This window comes from Stenotrophomonas sp. 05L413 (assembly GCF_056397945.1).
Genome location: NZ_JBFTOL010000002.1, coordinates 263,286 through 280,099, shown reverse-complemented (window position 1 = coordinate 280,099; position 16,814 = coordinate 263,286). Strand labels below are relative to the sequence as shown.

The window sequence follows — 16,814 nt, the reverse complement described above, 5'->3', positions numbered from 1 at the left end:
TCGATCTGGCGTTGCCAGTGGAATAAGGAGGCTGCACTGTGCCACCTCAACCAACGTTGAGGTCAAGTGCCACCGCTCAGCCCCGCCACACATCCACGAGAAGTTTCACGTTCAACACGATGATCAACCCGCCGATCAGCCACGACAGCACGATCAGCCAGCGTGGCGCCACCAGCGCCCCCATCTTGGCCTTGTCCGAGACGAACCGCACCAGCGGCACCACCGCGAACGGCAGCTGCATCGAGAGCAGTACCTGGCTCAGCACCAGCAATCGCGCGGTGCCTTGCTCGCCATAGATCGCGGTGACCACCACCACCGGCACGATCGCGATGCCGCGGGTGATCAAGCGCCGTGCCCACGGGGCGATCCGCAGGCGCAGGAAACCCTCCATCACGATCTGGCCGGCCAGCGTCGCCGTCACGGTGGAGTTGATGCCCGAGGCGAGCAGGGCGACCGCGAACAGGGTCGAGGCCAGCCCGACGCCGAGCATCGGCGCCAGCAGCTCATACGCCTGCTCGATCTCCTGCACGTCGGTACGGCCCTGCGCATGGAACACGGCGGCGGCCAGGATCAGGATCGAGGCATTGATGAACAGCGCGAGCATCAACGCGATGGTGCTGTCCGTCACCGCCCATCGCAGCGCACTGCGGCGTCCGGCATCGGTGCGCGGATAAGCGCGGGTCTGCACGATGGAGGAGTGCAGGTACAGATTGTGCGGCATCACGGTGGCACCGATGATGCCGATCGCCAGGTACAGCGCCTTGGGGTCGGTCACCACCTGCGCGTGCGGAATGAACCCGGCGAGCACCGCCTGCAGCGGCGGCGCAGCGATGATCATCTGGATCGCAAAGCAACCGAAAATCACCAGCAGCAGCGCGATCACGAACGCCTCCAGGGCGCGGAAGCCGCGGTTCATCAGCAGCAGCACCAGCACCACGTCTACCGCCGTGATGATCGCGCCGGCCAGCAGCGGGATGCCGAACAGCAGCTTCAAGGCGATCGCGGTGCCGATCACCTCGGCCAAGTCGCAGGCGATGATCGCGATCTCGCACAGCAGCCACAGGCCGAGGTTCACCGGGCGTGAGTAGTGGTCGCGGCAGGCCTGCGCCAGATCACGCCCGGTTGCGATGCCTAGGCGTGCCGACAGCCCCTGCAGCACGATCGCCATCAGGTTGGAGAGCAGGATCACCGAGAGCAGCAGATAGCCGAACTGCGCACCGCCCGCGATATCGGTGGCCCAGTTGCCGGGGTCCATGTAGCCGACCGAAATCATGTAGCCCGGGCCGAGGAAGGCCAGCAGGCGGAACCACCAATGTCCGCCCGTAGGCACCGCGACGCTGGCGTTCATCTCGCCCAGGCTGGGCGTATGCCCGGCCGACGACGGCCAGGCGGGGGAGCTCTCGGGGCGGCGTTGACTGTCCACGGGCGCAATATAGCAGAGGCTATGTTAGTAAGGCTTTGCAATCTGAGGCATCCCAACGCCTTAACCCTGAACCGCGTATCGTCACCGCTCTTTTCAGCTGGAGTGGGTGCATGCGTTGGATCGTGTTGTTGGCCGCCTTGGCCATGCCCGTGGTGGCGTGGTTCTCACAGACCGGCATGTTCGGCCCGACCAACGGTGCAGTCTCCGACCAGTACCCCACGTTGCTGGTCGCTGCCGGGTACGCCTTCGCGATCTGGGGCCTGATCTTCCTGTGGGATGTGCTGTTCGGGTTCTGGCAGCTGCGCCTGCGCAAGCCGGACATCACCGGCGTGCGCCCGTGGGCCGCGGCCGGCTTCGCGCTCACCGCCGCCTGGATGCCGGTGTTCTCCAACCAGTGGTTCCTGCCGGCGCTGGCCATCATCTGGGCCGCCTTGCTCTGCCTGATCGTGGCCGCCTACCGCGCCTCGCCGATCACCGCCCCGGGCGGGCAGCGTGCCTGGGCGGCGTACCCGCTGGGCCTGCACGCCGGCTGGCTGTCGTTGGCGGCCTACCTCAATACCGCCCAGGTGATCGTCGCCTACGGCTGGCTGCCGACCGACAACATGCTCGGCTGGAGCCTGGTGCTGCTGGTCCTGGCCACGCTGCTGGTGCTGGTGGTCAACCAGCTGCTTCGCGGGCATTTCGCCTATCCAGCCGCCGTCATCTGGGCGCTGGCCGGCATGTACGTCAAACAGTCCGGCTGGGACCTGCCGGGCGCGGCCAACATCGCCACCCTGGCGCTGGTGCTGATCATCATCGTGGTGATCCAGACGGTCTGGCTGCGCGTACGCGCATACCGCCAGCCGCGCGCGATCGCCGCCGCCCACCGTCATCGCCGTTGATTCCTTCTGCAGGAGACACCCCCATGAACATCGTGATGAAGGAGCGCTGCTGATGCGCGCTGCCATCCATACCGCCTTTGGCGATCCGACCCAGATCCTGCACGGCGGCGATGTGCCGCAGCCGACCCCCGCGGCCGGTGAGGTGCGGATCCGCACCGTGCTGGCGCCCATCCACAACCACGACCTGTGGACCGTGCGTGGCCAGTACGGCTACAAGCCCGAGCTGCCTGCGGTCGGCGGCAGCGAAGGCACCGGCGTGATCGAGGCGCTGGGCGAGGGCGTCGAGGGCCTGAAGATCGGCCAGCGGGTCAGCGCCGCCTCGGTGCATGGCACCTGGGCCGAGTACTTCATCGCGCCGGCGCGCATGGTCATCCCCATGCCGGACAGCATCGATGACAACACCGCCGCGCAGCTGATCGCCATGCCGCTCAGTGCCCTGATGCTGCTGGAATTCCTGCAGGTGAAGGAGGGCCAGTGGATCCTCCAGAACGCCGCCAATGGCGCGGTCGGCAAGGCCTTGGCGATGCTGGCCAAGGCGCGTGGGGTGCACTGCATCAACCTGGTGCGGCGCGATGCCGGCGTGGCAGAAATGGCTGAGCTCGGCATCGACCACACCATCTCCACCGCGCAGTCGGACTGGATGGCGCAGGTGCAGGCCAAGGTCGGCAAGGCCTCGATCGCCGCCGCCGTGGATTCGGTCGGCGGACGCGCCAGCAGCGAGCTGATGACGCTGCTGGGCGATGGCGGCACGCTGGTCTCGTTCGGCTCGATGACCGGCGAGCCGATGCAGCTCAGTTCGGGCGATGTGATCTTCAAGCAGGCCACGGTGAAGGGCTTCTGGGGCAGCAGGGTCAGCCAGGCCATGGCGCCGGAGGACAAGCGTCGCCTCGTTGGCGAACTGCTGCAGCTGGCCGCGCGCGGTGGATTGAGCCTGCCGGTGGACGGCGTGTTCGGGCTGGACGAGGTGGCCGCTGCCGCCAAGGCCAGCCTGGAGCCGGGCCGCAACGGCAAGGTGCTGCTGCGTCCCTGATGTACACGGTCGGTTCTACCGGCCTGCGCGCAACGCCTCGATCACGACCTTCATGGCGCTCGAGGATTGCCGGCGGCTGGGATAGTAGGCGTAGTACCCGTCGAACGGGTCGCACCAGTCCTCCATGACACGCCGCAAGGTGCCGGCGGCGATGTCATCGCGCACCATGTCCTCGGGCAGATAGGCCAGGCCCGCACCAACGAGTGCGGCACGATGGATCGCGCTGCTGCCGTTGAAGGTCCACTGACCATCCACGCGCACGTTCACTTCCTCGCCGTCCTTCTCCAGATCCCACACCATCAGCCCGCCGTGGGTGGGCAGGCGCAGCCCGATGCAGTTGTGCGCGGCCAGGTCGGCCGGCAGCTGCGGCGCGGCATGCGTGGCGAAGTAGGCCGGGCTGGCCACGATCGCCATGCGCAGCGGCGGGCTGATCGGCACGGCAATCATGTCCTTGGCCACGCGGCCTCCCAGGCGGATGCCGATGTCGTAGCGCTGGGCGACGATGTCGGCCAGGCCATAGTCGATGGTCAGTTCCACATGCAGGTCGGGGTAGGCGGGCAGCACGGCGGACAGCCGGGGCCACACGAGCGTGTTGGCGGCATGCTCGGCCGTGGTGATGCGGATCGTGCCAGCGGGCCGGTCACGGTACTCGCTGATCGCGGCGACCTCGGCCTCGATCTCCTGCATGCGCGGCGCCACGGTGTCGTACAGCCGTTCACCGGCCTCGGTCATCGAGACGCTGCGGGTGGTCCGGGTCAGCAGGCGCACGCCGAGGCGCTCTTCCAGCCCGCGCACCGTGTGGCTGAGTGCGGACTGCGAGACACCCAACTGCGCGGCCGCACGGGTGAAGCTGCGCTCGCGCGCGACGGTGACGAACACCTGCAGATCGTTGAAGTTCTCGCGGGCCATGAGGCGGGGCCAAGAGCGCATGGCAGTCATGCGCGCCCATGATGAGGGCGGCGGACTGATGAACTCAAGCGGCTTTGTTTCGTGATTGATGAGCTGCGGTCATGGCTGCATGCCGATCGGGGCGGCTAGTGCCCGTGCGGGGGCAGGCCTACAGTGACCCTCCCGGCGGCGCGAACCGCCGCTCCCCACAGGAGATCGCTTCATGGACCTGTTCACAGCAGCACTGTCGCTTTCCATGGTGGCCACCGTACCCGCCGAGACCGCGCCCATCCGCATCACCAGTGCCGGTACCGCCCCTTCGGCGGCCGGCCCGGCGGACTACTTCACCGGCCGTGTGCGCATCGATGCACCGTTCCAGACCGATGCGCCTGCGCGCGTCGGCGGGGCCACGGTCACCTTCGAGCCCGGCGCACGCACCGCGTGGCATACCCATCCACTGGGTCAGACCCTGATCGTCACCGCAGGGGTGGGCAGCGTGCAGGAATGGGGCAAACCCGTGCGGGAGATCCGCCCGGGCGACATCGTCTGGATCCCGCCGGGCGTCAAGCATTGGCATGGCGCGAAAGCGGCCACCGCAATGACCCATATCGCGATCGCCGAAGCAGTCGATGGCTCACCGGTGACGTGGATGGAGCAGGTCAGCGACGCGCAGTACAGCGGCAACTGAACCACGCCCCGCGATGGGGACGGCCGTGTCACATCCACCTGCGTACCCTGACAGGCGGATTGAAACAGGAGAACCGTCTTGAGCACTGTCTTCATCGTTGGCGCGGCCGGCAAGGTCGGCCGTCACCTGGTCAAGCAGTTGGCCGACAAGCAGCATCACGTACGTGCGCTGCATCGACGCGCCGAGCAGGCCGCTGAACTGAGCGACCTGGGCGCAACGCCGGTCACCGGTGATCTCACCGCCACCGACGTGGACACGCTGGCCGGCCAGATGCGCGGCAGTGACGTGGTGGTGTTCACGGCCGGTGCCGGTGGCGCAGGCGTGGAAGTGACCAACGCCATCGATGGCCGCGGCCTTGAACTTGCCGTCGATGCCGCCCGGCAGGCGGGCGTGCGCCGCTTCCTGCTGGTCTCGGCATTCCCGGAAGCGGGCCGCAACAAGGGCATGGGCGAGGGCTTCGAGAATTACATGACGGTCAAGAAGCGCGCCGATGTGTATCTGGCCGCGACCGATCTGGACTGGGTGATCCTGCGCCCGGGCACCTTGAAAGATGCAGCAGGCACGGGCCGCGTCACGGCCGGCCCGGCGATCGCCTATGGCGATATCCCGCGCGCGGATGTGGCTGCCGCGTTGGTGGCGCTGGTGGAACATCCGAAGCTGCGGCACACGATCATCGAGTTGACCGACGGCGATCAGCCGGTCGATGAGGCGATCGCGCAGCTTGGCCGAGGGTAAGCGGGAGGTGGGAGGTGGGAGTCCGGGTGGGCGGCAATGGTAAAATCACCTTTCCACCCGCAACACAGACGAGCACGCCATGACCAATGCCCCCTTCTATCCCATCGGCACCCCCGGCCAGCCCTGGGGCGCAGCGGAGAAGGCGCAGTGGCGTGCCCGCCAGCTGCCGCTACGGCGTTATGCCGATGATGTCCTGCCAGCGGTCGACGCGCTGCGCGATGCGTTCGATGTGAGCCAGTACGGCACGCTGGATTACGCGCCGGACCAGTACCCGCTGTTCGCGGTGCGCAGCCGCGACTGGAATCCGGCGTTGCCGACGATGCTGGTCACCGGTGGCATCCACGGTTACGAAACCAGTGGCGTGCAGGGCGCACTGCAGTTCCTGCAGACCCGCGCAGCGGAGTATGCAGGCCGCGCCAATCTGCTGGTGGTGCCCTGCGTCAGCCCTTGGGGTTACGAACGCATCCAGCGCTGGAACGCCGATGCGATCGATCCGAACCGCTCGTTCATGGCCAACAGCCCGGCGGCCGAGTCCGCGGCGCTGATGGCCCTCGTCGCGCCGCTGCGCGGCAGCATCGCGATGCATATCGACCTGCACGAAACCACCGACACGGATGAGACCGAATTCCGCCCGGCCCTGGCCGCACGCGACGGCAAGGCGTTCGAACCGGGGCTGATTCCCGATGGTTTCTATCTGGTCGATGACAGCGAGAACCCGCAGCCTGCGTTCCAGACCGCAGTGAACGCAGCGGTCGAGCAGGTCACCCACATCGCCCCGGCGGATGAGAAGGGCGAGATCATCGGTTCCCCGGTGGTCGCCCCCGGGGTGATCGAGTACCCGCTGGAAAAGCTGGGCCTGTGCGCCAGCGTCAGCGGCGCCAGATACACGACCACCACCGAGGTGTATCCGGACAGCACCCGCGCTACCCCACAGCAGTGCAATGACGCCCAGGTAGCGGCGATCTGCGCGGCGATCGATTACACGTTGGCTGCCCCCAGAAACTGATCCAGCAACCACAGCGCCGCTGGCCCCAGCGGCGCGCCTTTGCGCCATACCGCATCGGTGGAGACCAGCCGCGGCCAGCCGGGCAGGGGCAGCTCCACCAGCATGCCCCGGCCATAGCGCGCCACCAGTGCGCGCGGCAATGCCGCCCAGCCGAAGCCATCCTCGGCCATCTCCAGCACCATCAGATAGTCCGAGGCCGACCACGTGCGCCCGCGTGCGTGGCCCTCGCGCGCCGCATCGCCACTCAGACAGATCTGACGGTGGCTGGCCAGGTGGGATTCGTCCGGCGCGTGCAGCGCGGCAAGCGGGTGACCGGTCGCAACGAACACCGCCATCTCCGCGCGCAGGGGCAGGGCACGCACGGCCAGTTCGGACGGGTAGGCCGGCTGATGCGGGATCAGCCCGAGATGGGCGCGGCCGCGCTGCACGACATCGAGCACATCGCTGCCTTCGGCATCCAGCCATTCCAGCTCGATATCCGGGAAGCGCTGCTCGAACCGGCGCAGCAGGTGCTGGTCCGGGTTGAGCTGGTAGATATCCGAAAACACCAGGCTCAGGCGCGGCTCGACCTCGTCGGCAAGGCGGATGCTCAGCTGTTCGAGGCGGTCGGCGGCAGCGAGGATTTCCTGCGCATGGCCGAGCACCTTGCGGCCGTCTTCGGTCAGGACGGGGTAGCGGCCGCTGCGGTCGAAGAGGGTCAGGCCCAGGTCGGCCTCGAGCGTGGCGATCGCGGTGCTGATGGTCGACTGGGTCTTTTTCAGGCGCCGCGCGGCGGCGGAGAACGTGCCAAGGGCCGCCGCTTCCACGAAGGCGTGCAGGGATTCGGGGCCGTAGCGCATGGATGTATCGCCTTTATCGATGGATTCCATCTTTGGCCTGATGGAAACGGCGATGATAATGGGCGCGTCGCTCCGGTGTCATCACACAGATCACCCGGTCAACAGCGACGTAGGTGCATCCAAGGAGCTTTCCATGCACACACAGGTGCATCCACAACCGCGTGCCCGTGGCGGTCTGATCGCCTGGGCCTGCCTGACCGTGGCGATCGTCGCTGAAGTGGTCGGCACCTCATTCATGGCCGATGCCGCCCGTCATGGCGGCTATCTGGGCTATGTCGTGATGGCCGTCGCCCTGGCCATTTCGTATTACTTCCTGGCGCTGTCCGTGCGGGGTATCGCGGTGGGCGTGGCCTACGCCGTGTGGGAAGGCCTGGGCCTGACGCTGCTGACGGTGGTCGGCATTGTCGTGTTCAAGGACAGCCTCTCGGTGCAGCAGATGATCGGGCTGGTGATGGCGGCGGTCGGCATCGTCTGCGTCACCCTTGGCGAGGCGCACACGCCATGAACCTCACTGCCTTCCTTTTCGTGCTGTGCTCGGCACTGATCGATATCGCGGCCAACATGATGGTGGCCAAGTCCGATGGCTTCCGTAAGCCCGCCTGGGGTTTGGCCGCGATCGTGCTGGTCTGGATCGCCTTCGCGCTGCTCGGTCAGGCGGTCAAGACCATGGATCTGGCCACGGCCTATGCGATGTGGGGTGCCATCGGCGTGATCGGCACGGCCCTCTGCGGGCGCGCGTTGTTCGGCAACCGCCTGCGCCCGATCGGCTGGGTGGGGATCGCGCTGGTCACCGGTGCGGTGGTGGTGCTGTCCAGTCACTGAGCCCGATCAACGGAACAACTGGTTCAGCACTGCCCCGGAGGCCGCATCGGCGAACCCGTCGAAGCGGCCCTCGTCCATCAGCAGCTGCGAGGCCCGCATCATCCCGCCCCAGGCGGTGCGCGCCATCGCACCTCCGACACTGACCCGGCGCACGCCCATACCGGCGATGTCCTGCAGGGTGAACGGCAGCGCGCTGCCAACCAGCAGGTTGACCGGTCGCGGCGTCACCGCGGCCACCACCGCTTCGATCTGCTCGCGGGTGGTGATGCCCGGCGCATACAGGCAATCCGCACCGGCTTCTGCATAGGCACGCAGACGGGTGATCGCATCGTCCAGGTCGGGGCGGCCGACGAAGAAGTTCTCGGCGCGGCCGATCAGCAGCACGTCCTGGCCAGACGCGTCGATCGCACGGCGCGCGGCACGGACCCGTGCTACCGCATCGTCCAGCGGGCGCAGCGGATGCGCAGGATCCAGGCTGGCGTCTTCAATGGAGATGCCGGCCACGCCGGTGGCGATGGCGCGGATGACATTGCCGCCCACCGCGTCCAGCGTGCCGAAGCCATCGCCGAAATCGGCGTTCAACGGCAGCGGGGTCGCAGCGGCGAGGGAATGGAGATGGGCGAGTGTTTCATCCAGCGTCAGCGAGCCATCGGCCTGGGCCTGGCTCCACGCATAGCCGGAACTGGTCGACGCCAGCGCCTGGAAGCCGAGACTGTGCAGGTAACGTGCGCTGCCCGCATCCCACGGATTGGGCAGCACGAAGCAGCCCGTGTCATGTAGTGCACGGAAGGCCGCGCGGCGCGGGCGGGGATCGAAGGACAGGTCCGTCATGGTACGCATCCGGTAAGCAGTCACCCGATGGTAACGCCAGCGGCCGCCACGCCCTTGTTGCGCCGCGCGACCACGTGGGCCGCGCAGTGTGCCGGCACCTCAGAACGCGATCGTGCCCTGCAGGTACAGCGTGCGCGGCTGGCCGACGAACTTGCCACCGTTGTTGTCGGTGGAGCGCGTGTAGTAGCGGCGGTCGGACAGGTTCTTGACCCCGATCGCCAGCTTCAGATCGTGCAGCTCCGGCCCGAAGTCGTAGCCGGCGCGCACGGCCACGGTGGCGTAGCCGGGAATGTTGCCGAGGCGGCCGGTCGGGTCTTCCTCGGTCACATAGGTGGCGCCCGGGTTCGGGGTGCCCGGCGAGCGCTGGCCGGACTGGGCGAACACATCGGCGTTGAAGGTCCAGCGGTCGATCGCATAGCGCGCGCCGAACGAGCCCACATTCCGTGAGTACAACGGCAGGTCCTTGCCGGCGAACGCACCGGCGCGGGCGGTGGCCTCGGTCCAGGTGTAGGTCATCGAGAGCTGCAGGCCGGCCAGTGCGTCGTTGAACTGGCCCATCTCGTAGCGCAGCGCCGATTCCGCGCCGCGGTGACGGGTCGCGCCCAGGTCGGTCCACATGCCTTCGCCGACGATCGAGCGGGCCAGCTGCAGTTCCTTGTCGAAGTCGACGTTGAACAGGGTGAACTCACCGCTCAGGCCGTTGCCGGTGTAGTGCGTGCCCAGCTCATACGTGGTCGCCGACTCCGGGTGCAGGCCTTCGGTGGTCGAGGCCAGCTGGCTGTACTGCTGCGGGCCGAATGACTTGCCGCCATTGGCGAACAGCGACCAGTGATCGGTCAGGCGGTACAGCACCGACAGCGTCGGCAGGGTCTCGCGCGAGTCGATGCTTGGGGTCAGCACGCTGGTGACCGCGCCACTGGTGGCCAGGTTGGTGACGGTGTTGAAGGTGCGGATGTCTTCCACGCGCACGCCCGGGGTGATGGTCCAGTTGCCGATGTCGATGCGGTTATCGATGTAGAACGCGTTGGCGGTCGTGCCGCCGCGGCTGGTCTGGTAGGGCAGCAGCGGCAGATCGACGCCGGCCACCGCAGCGTTCGGGCGGTAGTAGCTGGTGCGCGAGGCCACCTCGCTGCTGGCCTCCTTCAGGTAGCGGTAGCCCACGCTCACTTCCTGCACCACGGTGCCGGTGGTGAACAGGCGCGAATAGCGCGGCTCCACGCCCAGGTAGTGGTAGCTGCGCGGGGCAGCGGTGAGCCGGCGCTGGCCGTTGCTGGCACCGCTACCGTCCTGCTCGATGTAGCTGCCGCGGAAGGAATCCACGTAGTAGCCCAGCACCTCGAGGTTGTTGCTGCCGTCGCTGTAGCTGTATTTCAGCGAGCCATCGCTGCGGCGCCCGTTGAACACGTCATAGGGCCGGGTGGACTGGAACGGATCGGCGGCGTACTCGGCGGTGGTCAGGCCTCCGGGCATGCGCCCGCTGCCTTCGAAGTGATGCAGCGACATCGCCAGGTCGCCCGCGTTGCCCAGCGCATAGGACGCCTTGAGCAGGACATCGTCGATATCGCTCTTGTCGTTGCTGCTGCGCCAGCCGTCGCCATGGGTGCCGGAGTACAGCAGCGCCGCGCCGATGCCACCGTCCGTGGTGCCGCCCAGGAACAGGCTGGGGACGGTCTTCAGGTTGCCACCCTGGCCGTACATCTCCGACGCGAAGCCCAGCGAGCCGGCGAAGTCCTTCGGAATCGCGCGCGTCACGAAGTTGATGATGCCGCCCACGTTCTGTGGCCCGTAGCGGACCGAGCCGGCGCCGCGCACCACGTCCACCGATTCCAGATTGCCCAGCGCGACCGGGGCCAGCGACAGCTGCGGCTGGCCATAGGGCGCGTAGGACATCGGCACGCCGTCCATCAGCACGTAGGAGCGCGGCGACAGGCGCGAGGTCAGGCCACGCACGCCCACATTGAGCGACACATCGCTGCCGCCGGTGCCGTTGCTTTCCTGCACCTGCACGCCCGGGATCTGGCGCAGCACGTCACGCACGCTGGTCGAACCACTCTCGGCGATGCGCTGCGCTTCGACGATGCTGCGCGCACCCGGGTGGTCGAGCAGCTTGGCTTCGGTGGGGTTGTCCAGCCAGTTGCCGGTGACCTCGACCGTGTCCAGGTCCGTGGCGGTGGGCGGGGTGGCCTGGGCTGCTGCCAAGTGCGGCGCGCTGGCCAGCGCTAAACCGATGGCGGCCGCGATCGCGGCGAGAGAGAGGCGTGCGGGAAGGGGGTGCATGCGTACGGCGGTCCGGAGCGGGCAGGGGGCAGGTCGCGCGTGCGCGCCTGGGAAAAAGCCGGCGGATCGTACAGCAAATGGGAATCATGTGCGTTATCGCGGCCGGGCGGCTTGCCCGGGCCCGCGCCACATGCAACGCTGGCGCAGCGCCCGCAGCCCGGGCCAAGGAGGCAGGCATGCTCGAGGTGATCGATCTGCTGTTGGCGCCGCTGTTCAGGGTCAGCCCCATCCGTTATCTGCGTGACCCGGCCTACCGCCAGCGCCTGCGCCGCGAACAGGGCAAGGCCGCGCGCTGGCGCATGATCTTCGTGATGGTGCTGGTACTGAGCGCGATCATGCTGCTGGCGCTGGTGATCCTCGCGCGTTACGGGCGCTAGCGTCTGAGCGGCGTGGGCAGCCTCAGGCGCGCACCCACCGCGCGCACAGCCCCACCAGCACCAGTGTCACCGCCACCGCGCTGAACGCGAACACCAGGCTGCTGGCCTGCGCGACGAAGCCGATCAGTGCCGGGCCGGCCAACACACCGGCATAGCCGAGCGTGGTGATCGCCGGGATGGCCAGGCTCTCTGGCATGACCTTCTGGTTGCCGGCCATCGAGAACAGCGCCGGAACGATGTTGGCGCAGCCCAGGCCGACCAGCGCATAGCCGCACAGTGCCAGTGGCATCCAGGTGGCGAACGTTGCCAGGGCGAAGCCGGATGCCGCCACCAGGCTGCCGATCAGGATCGAACGATGGCGGCCGAGCTTGGCCACCACGCCATCGCCGACCAGCCGGGTGATCGTCATCGCGATGGCAAAGGCCAGATAACCGAGGCCGGCGCGGGAGGGATCTACGTGCTGCACTTCATGCAGGAACACCGCGCTCCAGTCCAGCACCGAGCCTTCGGCCAGGAACGCCACGAAACACAGCACGCCGATCGCCAGCACCACGCCGTGCGGCACCGCGAACATCGGCGCATCGCTGGGTGCCTTGTCGGTCCGCCAGTACGGCAGCGAGATGGCCAGCAGCGCGGCCATCACCGCCGAGGCCAGCAGGCACACCAGCCACGGCGGCAGGTGAAGCGCCAGCAGGGCGGTCATCGCACCGGCGCCGACCGCACCGCCGATGCTGTAGAAGGCATGGAAGCCGGACATCATCGGCCGGCCGCTGTCGCGCTCCACCATGATCGCCTGCATGTTCATCACGCAGTCGCAGGCGCCCACGCCGGCACCGAACACGAACAGCACCAGGCCCAGGGTCACTGGCGAGGGCGCGATGGCCAGCAGGGGCAGGGTGGCGATCACCATCATCAGCGTGGCGATCATGACGGCGCGGCAGCCGTGGCGTGCGGCGAGCATGCCCGCGATCGGCATCGCCAGCAGCGAACCGGCGCCCAGGCACAGCAGCACCAGGCCGAGTGAGCCTTCATCCAGACCGGTGCGGTTCTTGGCGAACGGGACCAGCGGCGCCCAGGCGGCGGTGGCGAAGCCGGGCAGGAAGAAGGCGGCGCGGGTGGCGTGCTGCTGGCCGCGGGCGAGGAGGGACGAGGGCGCGGAAAGTGTCGACATGGGTCCGGACCTCAGTGCTGCGCGGCGCGCTGGAGAGCAACGCCACGACGCTCGAACGCGGCGACCTGTGCAGGCGGCGCGTCGGCCTCGACGACCAGCAGATCGATCTGGTCCACATCACCGATCCGGTGCGAGGCCTGCGCACCCAGCTTGTCGTTCGTGGCCACCACCACGCAGCGGCTGCTCGCGGCGAGCAGGGCGCGCTTGAGCGTTGCTTCCTCGCCATCCACCGCCCAGATGCCAGCGTCGGCATCCACCGCGCAGGTGCCGACAAAGCACACGTCCACGCGCAGTGCGGCGACCGCTTCCAGCGCCTGCGCGCCCACGGTCGCGCCGATGCGCGGGTCCACGCGGCCGCCGACCAGGCTGACCTCGATGCCCGGACGCGCGATCAAGGCCAGCGCGATATCCGGGGCGTTGGTCACCACGCGCACGCCCTGATCCGCGGGCAGGCAACTGGCAATCACGCTGTTGGTCGAACCGGCGTCGAGAAACACCAGTTCACCGGGCAGCACCTGCGCGGCCGCGATCCGGGCCAACGCGAGCTTGCGGTCATGGTCCTTTTCGTGGCGCTCGGCCAACGCCGGAAACGCCGGAGCTGCCGGCAGTGCGCCGCCGTGCACCTTGCGGCACAGACCCTGCGCGGCCAGCTCACGCAGGTCACGGCGGATCGAATCCTCCGAGACCTGCAGTTCGACGGCCAGCTGGGCCGACATCACGCGGCCGTGTTCGCGCAGCAGGCGCAGGATGGTCTGTTGGCGCTCGCCCGGCAGGGCGTCCTGGGTAGTCATGGGTAACCTCGGGTCAGGGCGGAGGCGCGGCGGCGGCTTGCCTGAACATGCACGAAAGTGCACGTATGCGCCTGTATCTGGAGCGAACCTTAACATGAAACGACGATTCGTGTGCGAATGTGTGCACGAAGGTGCGCGAATGCGCGGGTTCATTCAGATCGGGTGCGCACCACGCTCTCACGCCTGCGGCAGCAGCTCCGGCCGGATCACTGTGGCCGCCCATTCCATGAACGCCGCGACCCGGCGCGGCAGATGGCGGCGCTGGGCGTACAGAAGGGAGACCGRCATCGGCTCGGCCAGACAGTCCGGCAGGATCTCCACCAGAGTGCCGTCCGCCAGCGCGCGTCGGACGCCCAGCCGGGGGACCTGGATGATCCCCAGCCCGGCCAGCGCCGCAGCGGTATATCCGTCGCCACTGTTGACCGTTACCGCGCCGCGCATCGGCAGGCTGCGATAGCCCTCGCCATCGTGGTACTCGAAGCCGGGCGAGCGCTGGCCTAGTGTGCCCACGTAGTGCACCAGGGCATGGCCGGCCAGATCATCCAGCGTGACCGGTATACCGCGCGCGGCCAGGTACGCGGGACTGGCGCAGTTGACGATCAGCAGCCGTCCCAGCGGGCGGGCCACCAGCGTGTTGTCATCCAGCGGCCCGACCCGCAGCACACAGTCGAACCCCTCGCGGATCAGATCGACCCGGCGGTCGGTACCGCTCAGCTCGATCTCCACCCCCGGATGCTGCGCGAGGAAGCCCGGCAGCTGTGGGATCACCAGCTGCCGGGCCAGCCCACTGGACATGTCCACCCGCAGGCGGCCCTTCAACTGGCTGGTATCGACCCGGAACATGCCCTGCAGGTCGTCCATGTCATGCAGCAGATCGTGGGCGCGGGTCTGGAACTGGGCACCATCGGCGGTGAGCTGCACCCGGCGCGTGGTCCGGTGCAGCAGCTGTACGCCGACCTCCGCCTCCAGACGTTGCACCGCCAGCGATACGCTGGCCTTGGGCAGGCCGAGGCTGTCGGCCGCGCCGGTGAACGAGCCCAGTTCGGCGACCCGCAGGAAGCAGCGCAGTTGATCGAGGCGATCCATTGATTGTTCGTGATGTATGGACAGTCAAATCAGCATCTGCCGATTTATGCAGCCCTGCAACACCAATACGCTGGTCTCCCATTCCCCTGGCAGGTGCACTGACATGAGCAAGACAACCCGAGTCGTTCTGATCACCGGCGGCAGCCGTGGCCTCGGCCGCAACGCCGCCCTCGCACTGGCGGCCGATGGCGCCGACATCATCCTCACCTACCGCAGCCAGGCCGAGGCCGCTCAGGAGGCGGTCGCCCGCATCAACGCGTTGGGGCGCCGTGCCGCCGCGATTCCGTTGGACATGGCCGACAGCGCCGGCTTCGGTGCCTTCGCCGGCCAGGTTCGCAGCGTGCTGGAGGGCTGGGGCGAGTCCCATCTGCAGGGGCTGCTCAACAACGCCGGCGAAGGCCTGCACGCGATGATCGCCGACACCACGGTCGCGCAGTTCGATGCACTGGTCGCCGTGCATCTGAAGGGGCCGTACTTCCTGACCCAGGCGGTGCTGCCGCTGATCGCCGATGGCGGTCGCATCCTCAACGTGTCCAGCGGGCTGGCGCGGTTCTCGCTGCCGGGCAGTTCGGCCTACGCGATGATGAAAGGCGGCATCGAAGTGTTTACCCGTTACCTGGCCAAGGAGCTGGGCGCACGTGGCATCAGTGCCAACACGCTGGCCCCGGGCGCGATCGAGACCGACTTCGGCGGCGGCCGCGTGCGCGACGATGCGCAGGTCAACGCGATGGTGTCCTCGGTGACCGCGATGGGCCGTCCCGGCAAGCCCGATGACATCGGCCCGGTGGCGGTGGCGCTGCTGTCGCCGCAGACGGCATGGATCAATGCGCAGCGGGTGGAGGCGTCGGGCGGCATGTTCGTCTGAGGGCGCATCACCAGGATGACGCGCAGTGGCCGTGCCGGCAGCGGCGGGCCGGATGAAGGCGCGCGCCACGACGGCGCGCGCTGCGATGGATGGGGATGGGGATGGGGATGGGGCGGGAAGGCGCATAGGTCCGATGGCGCGTGGCGCCTGGGGGTTTGTGAACGCGTTCATTAAAAAAGTGTGACGAATTGCCTGCTGACTGATGAGACGGCGCTGCTTTCCACGGTTGTTAGGCAAAGGGGCACTTTTTGCACTCCAGGGGGAACCACCATGAAGCAGCTGCTCATCTACGAACGTCCGATCCAGCTCAACCGCGTCGCCCATCGCCACCACCGGGTGGTGGCCACTCCGGGCGATTTCGCCTTCGCCGCCGCGCTCAACTCCGTGCCGCTGGCCTGCGTGGAATTCGCGCCGGTCGCCCGCGAATACCCGATCCTGTTCGCCGGCAACAGCGCCGACGCGGTGGTGCCGGCCGCACTGCTGGGCCTGCGTGCCGGCCAGAACCTGATGGTCGATGCGCAGGGCAGCTGGGCCGAAGGGGCCTACGTCCCGGCGTTCCTGCGCCGCTATCCCTTCGTGCTTGCCGAACGCGATGAGAAGGGCAGCGACTTCACCGTGTGCCTGGATGAGGCCTATGCGGGTATCCGCGAAGGTGGTGAGGAAGGTGCGCCGCTGTTCGATGACGAGGGCAAGGACAGCCCGCTGCTGAGCAACGCACTGCAGTTCCTGCAGGAATACCAGGTACACCTGGCGCGTACGCGTGCCTTCAGTGCGGCGCTGGCCAGCCATGGGCTGCTGGTGCCGCGGCAGGTGAACGTGCAGACCGCGCTGGGCGAGGGCTTCTCGCTGGATGGCTTCTTTGTGGTCGATGAGCAGAAGCTGCGCGAATTGAAGGGCAAGGCGCTCCAGGATCTGGCGCGTTCGGGCGATCTTGGGCTGATCTACGCCCATCTGCTTTCGCTGGGCAATGTCGAGCTGCTCAGCCGCGCGCTGGACAGCCGTCCAGCCGCTGCCGCAACGCACTGATCCCTTCCCAGTAACGCCACCGAGCGGCAAGGCACGCATGCCTTGCCGCGACCCTTGCTGGCCCGCGGTTGCCCCGCC

At 67.8% G+C, this 16,814-nt stretch carries 18 protein-coding genes; 10 read left to right on the top strand and 8 right to left on the bottom strand.

All coding sequences use genetic code 11. The annotated features are described in order from the left end of the window. Nucleotides 1–76: 76 nt before the first annotated feature. On the bottom strand, nt 77–1,423 hold the full coding sequence (locus AC1DIQ_RS05880; RefSeq protein ID WP_121036958.1) for an Nramp family divalent metal transporter: 1,347 nt from the start codon (nt 1,421–1,423) through the stop codon (nt 77–79). 110 nt (nt 1,424–1,533) lie between these two features. On the opposite strand from AC1DIQ_RS05880, the gene AC1DIQ_RS05875 reads away from it, so the two are divergent. Together AC1DIQ_RS05875 and AC1DIQ_RS05870 are read left to right on the top strand one after the other, a co-directional pair. Beyond that, nucleotides 1,534–2,304 carry a hypothetical protein gene (locus AC1DIQ_RS05875; RefSeq protein ID WP_478049626.1) on the top strand — a complete coding sequence of 257 codons (771 nt, stop codon included), beginning with the start codon at nt 1,534–1,536 and terminating at the stop codon, nt 2,302–2,304. A 52-nt stretch (nt 2,305–2,356) separates the two neighbouring features. Then, complete coding sequence (locus tag AC1DIQ_RS05870; protein WP_152151404.1) at nt 2,357–3,334, top strand: zinc-binding dehydrogenase; 978 nt, start codon at nt 2,357–2,359, stop codon at nt 3,332–3,334. 15 nt (nt 3,335–3,349) lie between these two features. Here AC1DIQ_RS05870 and AC1DIQ_RS05865 read toward each other — a convergent pair whose 3' ends face one another. Further along, nucleotides 3,350–4,243, bottom strand: coding sequence for a LysR family transcriptional regulator (locus AC1DIQ_RS05865; RefSeq protein ID WP_121036955.1), 894 nt, complete (start codon nt 4,241–4,243; stop codon nt 3,350–3,352). Nucleotides 4,244–4,445: 202 nt separating this feature from the next. Between AC1DIQ_RS05865 and AC1DIQ_RS05860 the strand changes: the two genes are divergently transcribed. The 3 genes from AC1DIQ_RS05860 to AC1DIQ_RS05850 all read left to right on the top strand — a co-directional run bounded on the left by AC1DIQ_RS05860 (nt 4,446) and on the right by AC1DIQ_RS05850 (nt 6,651). Next, complete coding sequence (locus AC1DIQ_RS05860; RefSeq protein ID WP_121036954.1) at nt 4,446–4,910, top strand: (R)-mandelonitrile lyase; 465 nt, start codon at nt 4,446–4,448, stop codon at nt 4,908–4,910. Nucleotides 4,911–4,988: 78 nt separating this feature from the next. Then, nucleotides 4,989–5,645, top strand: coding sequence for an SDR family oxidoreductase (locus tag AC1DIQ_RS05855; protein ID WP_282260314.1), 657 nt, complete (start codon nt 4,989–4,991; stop codon nt 5,643–5,645). A gap of 79 nt (nt 5,646–5,724) precedes the next feature. After that, entirely contained in the window at nt 5,725–6,651 is a 927-nt protein-coding gene (locus tag AC1DIQ_RS05850; protein WP_478049625.1) for a M14 family metallopeptidase, read from the top strand. Here the strand turns inward: AC1DIQ_RS05850 and AC1DIQ_RS05845 are convergent. Next, complete coding sequence (locus tag AC1DIQ_RS05845; RefSeq protein ID WP_478049624.1) at nt 6,624–7,490, bottom strand: LysR family transcriptional regulator; 867 nt, start codon at nt 7,488–7,490, stop codon at nt 6,624–6,626. The genes AC1DIQ_RS05850 and AC1DIQ_RS05845 overlap by 28 nt on opposite strands. A gap of 133 nt (nt 7,491–7,623) precedes the next feature. Here AC1DIQ_RS05845 and AC1DIQ_RS05840 point away from each other — a divergent pair, with 133 nt between their 5' ends. Further along, nucleotides 7,624–7,995: a DMT family transporter gene (locus AC1DIQ_RS05840; protein ID WP_121041074.1), complete on the top strand. Its 372-nt coding sequence runs from the start codon at nt 7,624–7,626 to the stop codon at nt 7,993–7,995. Continuing rightward, nucleotides 7,992–8,312, top strand: a complete 321-nt coding sequence (locus AC1DIQ_RS05835) for a DMT family transporter (RefSeq protein WP_152151411.1) — start codon at nt 7,992–7,994, stop codon at nt 8,310–8,312. Before AC1DIQ_RS05840 ends, AC1DIQ_RS05835 begins: the two co-directional genes overlap by 4 nt. 6 nt (nt 8,313–8,318) lie before the next feature. On the opposite strand, the gene AC1DIQ_RS05830 is transcribed toward AC1DIQ_RS05835, so the two are convergent. Together AC1DIQ_RS05830 and AC1DIQ_RS05825 are read right to left on the bottom strand one after the other, a co-directional pair. Then, nucleotides 8,319–9,143 carry an isocitrate lyase/PEP mutase family protein gene (locus AC1DIQ_RS05830; RefSeq protein WP_478049623.1) on the bottom strand — a complete coding sequence of 275 codons (825 nt, stop codon included), beginning with the start codon at nt 9,141–9,143 and terminating at the stop codon, nt 8,319–8,321. A 99-nt stretch (nt 9,144–9,242) separates the two neighbouring features. Further along, nucleotides 9,243–11,420: a TonB-dependent receptor family protein gene (locus AC1DIQ_RS05825; protein WP_478049622.1), complete on the bottom strand. Its 2,178-nt coding sequence runs from the start codon at nt 11,418–11,420 to the stop codon at nt 9,243–9,245. 176 nt (nt 11,421–11,596) lie between these two features. Here AC1DIQ_RS05825 and AC1DIQ_RS05820 point away from each other — a divergent pair, with 176 nt between their 5' ends. Beyond that, on the top strand, nt 11,597–11,797 hold the full coding sequence (locus tag AC1DIQ_RS05820; RefSeq protein WP_478049621.1) for a hypothetical protein: 201 nt from the start codon (nt 11,597–11,599) through the stop codon (nt 11,795–11,797). A gap of 22 nt (nt 11,798–11,819) precedes the next feature. Here the strand turns inward: AC1DIQ_RS05820 and AC1DIQ_RS05815 are convergent, their stop codons facing one another. The 3 genes from AC1DIQ_RS05815 to AC1DIQ_RS05805 all read right to left on the bottom strand — a co-directional run bounded on the left by AC1DIQ_RS05815 (nt 11,820) and on the right by AC1DIQ_RS05805 (nt 14,845). After that, the gene (locus AC1DIQ_RS05815; protein WP_478049620.1) at nt 11,820–12,968 is read right to left on the bottom strand and encodes an MFS transporter; all 1,149 of its coding nucleotides are present in this window, start codon (nt 12,966–12,968) and stop codon (nt 11,820–11,822) included. Between the two features lie 11 nt (nt 12,969–12,979). After that, complete coding sequence (locus tag AC1DIQ_RS05810) at nt 12,980–13,759, bottom strand: DeoR/GlpR family DNA-binding transcription regulator (RefSeq protein ID WP_461769901.1); 780 nt, start codon at nt 13,757–13,759, stop codon at nt 12,980–12,982. A gap of 177 nt (nt 13,760–13,936) precedes the next feature. Next, nucleotides 13,937–14,845, bottom strand: coding sequence for a LysR family transcriptional regulator (locus tag AC1DIQ_RS05805; protein WP_478049619.1), 909 nt, complete (start codon nt 14,843–14,845; stop codon nt 13,937–13,939). Between the two features lie 103 nt (nt 14,846–14,948). Between AC1DIQ_RS05805 and AC1DIQ_RS05800 the strand changes: the two genes are divergently transcribed. Together AC1DIQ_RS05800 and AC1DIQ_RS05795 are read left to right on the top strand one after the other, a co-directional pair. Further along, nucleotides 14,949–15,710 (top strand): SDR family NAD(P)-dependent oxidoreductase, encoded by a 762-nt coding sequence (locus tag AC1DIQ_RS05800; protein WP_121036943.1) that lies wholly within the window; start codon nt 14,949–14,951, stop codon nt 15,708–15,710. 270 nt (nt 15,711–15,980) lie between these two features. Beyond that, the gene (locus AC1DIQ_RS05795) at nt 15,981–16,736 is read left to right on the top strand and encodes a SapC family protein (RefSeq protein ID WP_478049618.1); all 756 of its coding nucleotides are present in this window, start codon (nt 15,981–15,983) and stop codon (nt 16,734–16,736) included. Nucleotides 16,737–16,814: the final 78 nt, after the last annotated feature.

What these genes read in the sequence shown, in the direction of transcription:
- AC1DIQ_RS05875 (WP_478049626.1), top strand. Translation starts at nt 1,534, where the DNA reads ATGCGTTGGATCGTGTTGTTGGCCGCCTTGGCCATGCCCGTGGTGGCG.
- AC1DIQ_RS05870 (WP_152151404.1), top strand. Translation starts at nt 2,357, where the DNA reads ATGCGCGCTGCCATCCATACCGCCTTTGGCGATCCGACCCAGATCCTG.
- AC1DIQ_RS05865 (WP_121036955.1), bottom strand. Translation starts at nt 4,243, where the DNA reads ATGGCCCGCGAGAACTTCAACGATCTGCAGGTGTTCGTCACCGTCGCG.
- AC1DIQ_RS05860 (WP_121036954.1), top strand. Translation starts at nt 4,446, where the DNA reads ATGGACCTGTTCACAGCAGCACTGTCGCTTTCCATGGTGGCCACCGTA.
- AC1DIQ_RS05850 (WP_478049625.1), top strand. Translation starts at nt 5,725, where the DNA reads ATGACCAATGCCCCCTTCTATCCCATCGGCACCCCCGGCCAGCCCTGG.
- AC1DIQ_RS05845 (WP_478049624.1), bottom strand. Translation starts at nt 7,490, where the DNA reads ATGCGCTACGGCCCCGAATCCCTGCACGCCTTCGTGGAAGCGGCGGCC.
- AC1DIQ_RS05840 (WP_121041074.1), top strand. Translation starts at nt 7,624, where the DNA reads ATGCACACACAGGTGCATCCACAACCGCGTGCCCGTGGCGGTCTGATC.
- AC1DIQ_RS05835 (WP_152151411.1), top strand. Translation starts at nt 7,992, where the DNA reads ATGAACCTCACTGCCTTCCTTTTCGTGCTGTGCTCGGCACTGATCGAT.
- AC1DIQ_RS05830 (WP_478049623.1), bottom strand. Translation starts at nt 9,143, where the DNA reads ATGACGGACCTGTCCTTCGATCCCCGCCCGCGCCGCGCGGCCTTCCGT.
- AC1DIQ_RS05825 (WP_478049622.1), bottom strand. Translation starts at nt 11,420, where the DNA reads ATGCACCCCCTTCCCGCACGCCTCTCTCTCGCCGCGATCGCGGCCGCC.
- AC1DIQ_RS05820 (WP_478049621.1), top strand. Translation starts at nt 11,597, where the DNA reads ATGCTCGAGGTGATCGATCTGCTGTTGGCGCCGCTGTTCAGGGTCAGC.
- AC1DIQ_RS05815 (WP_478049620.1), bottom strand. Translation starts at nt 12,968, where the DNA reads ATGTCGACACTTTCCGCGCCCTCGTCCCTCCTCGCCCGCGGCCAGCAG.
- AC1DIQ_RS05810 (WP_461769901.1), bottom strand. Translation starts at nt 13,759, where the DNA reads ATGACTACCCAGGACGCCCTGCCGGGCGAGCGCCAACAGACCATCCTG.
- AC1DIQ_RS05800 (WP_121036943.1), top strand. Translation starts at nt 14,949, where the DNA reads ATGAGCAAGACAACCCGAGTCGTTCTGATCACCGGCGGCAGCCGTGGC.
- AC1DIQ_RS05795 (WP_478049618.1), top strand. Translation starts at nt 15,981, where the DNA reads ATGAAGCAGCTGCTCATCTACGAACGTCCGATCCAGCTCAACCGCGTC.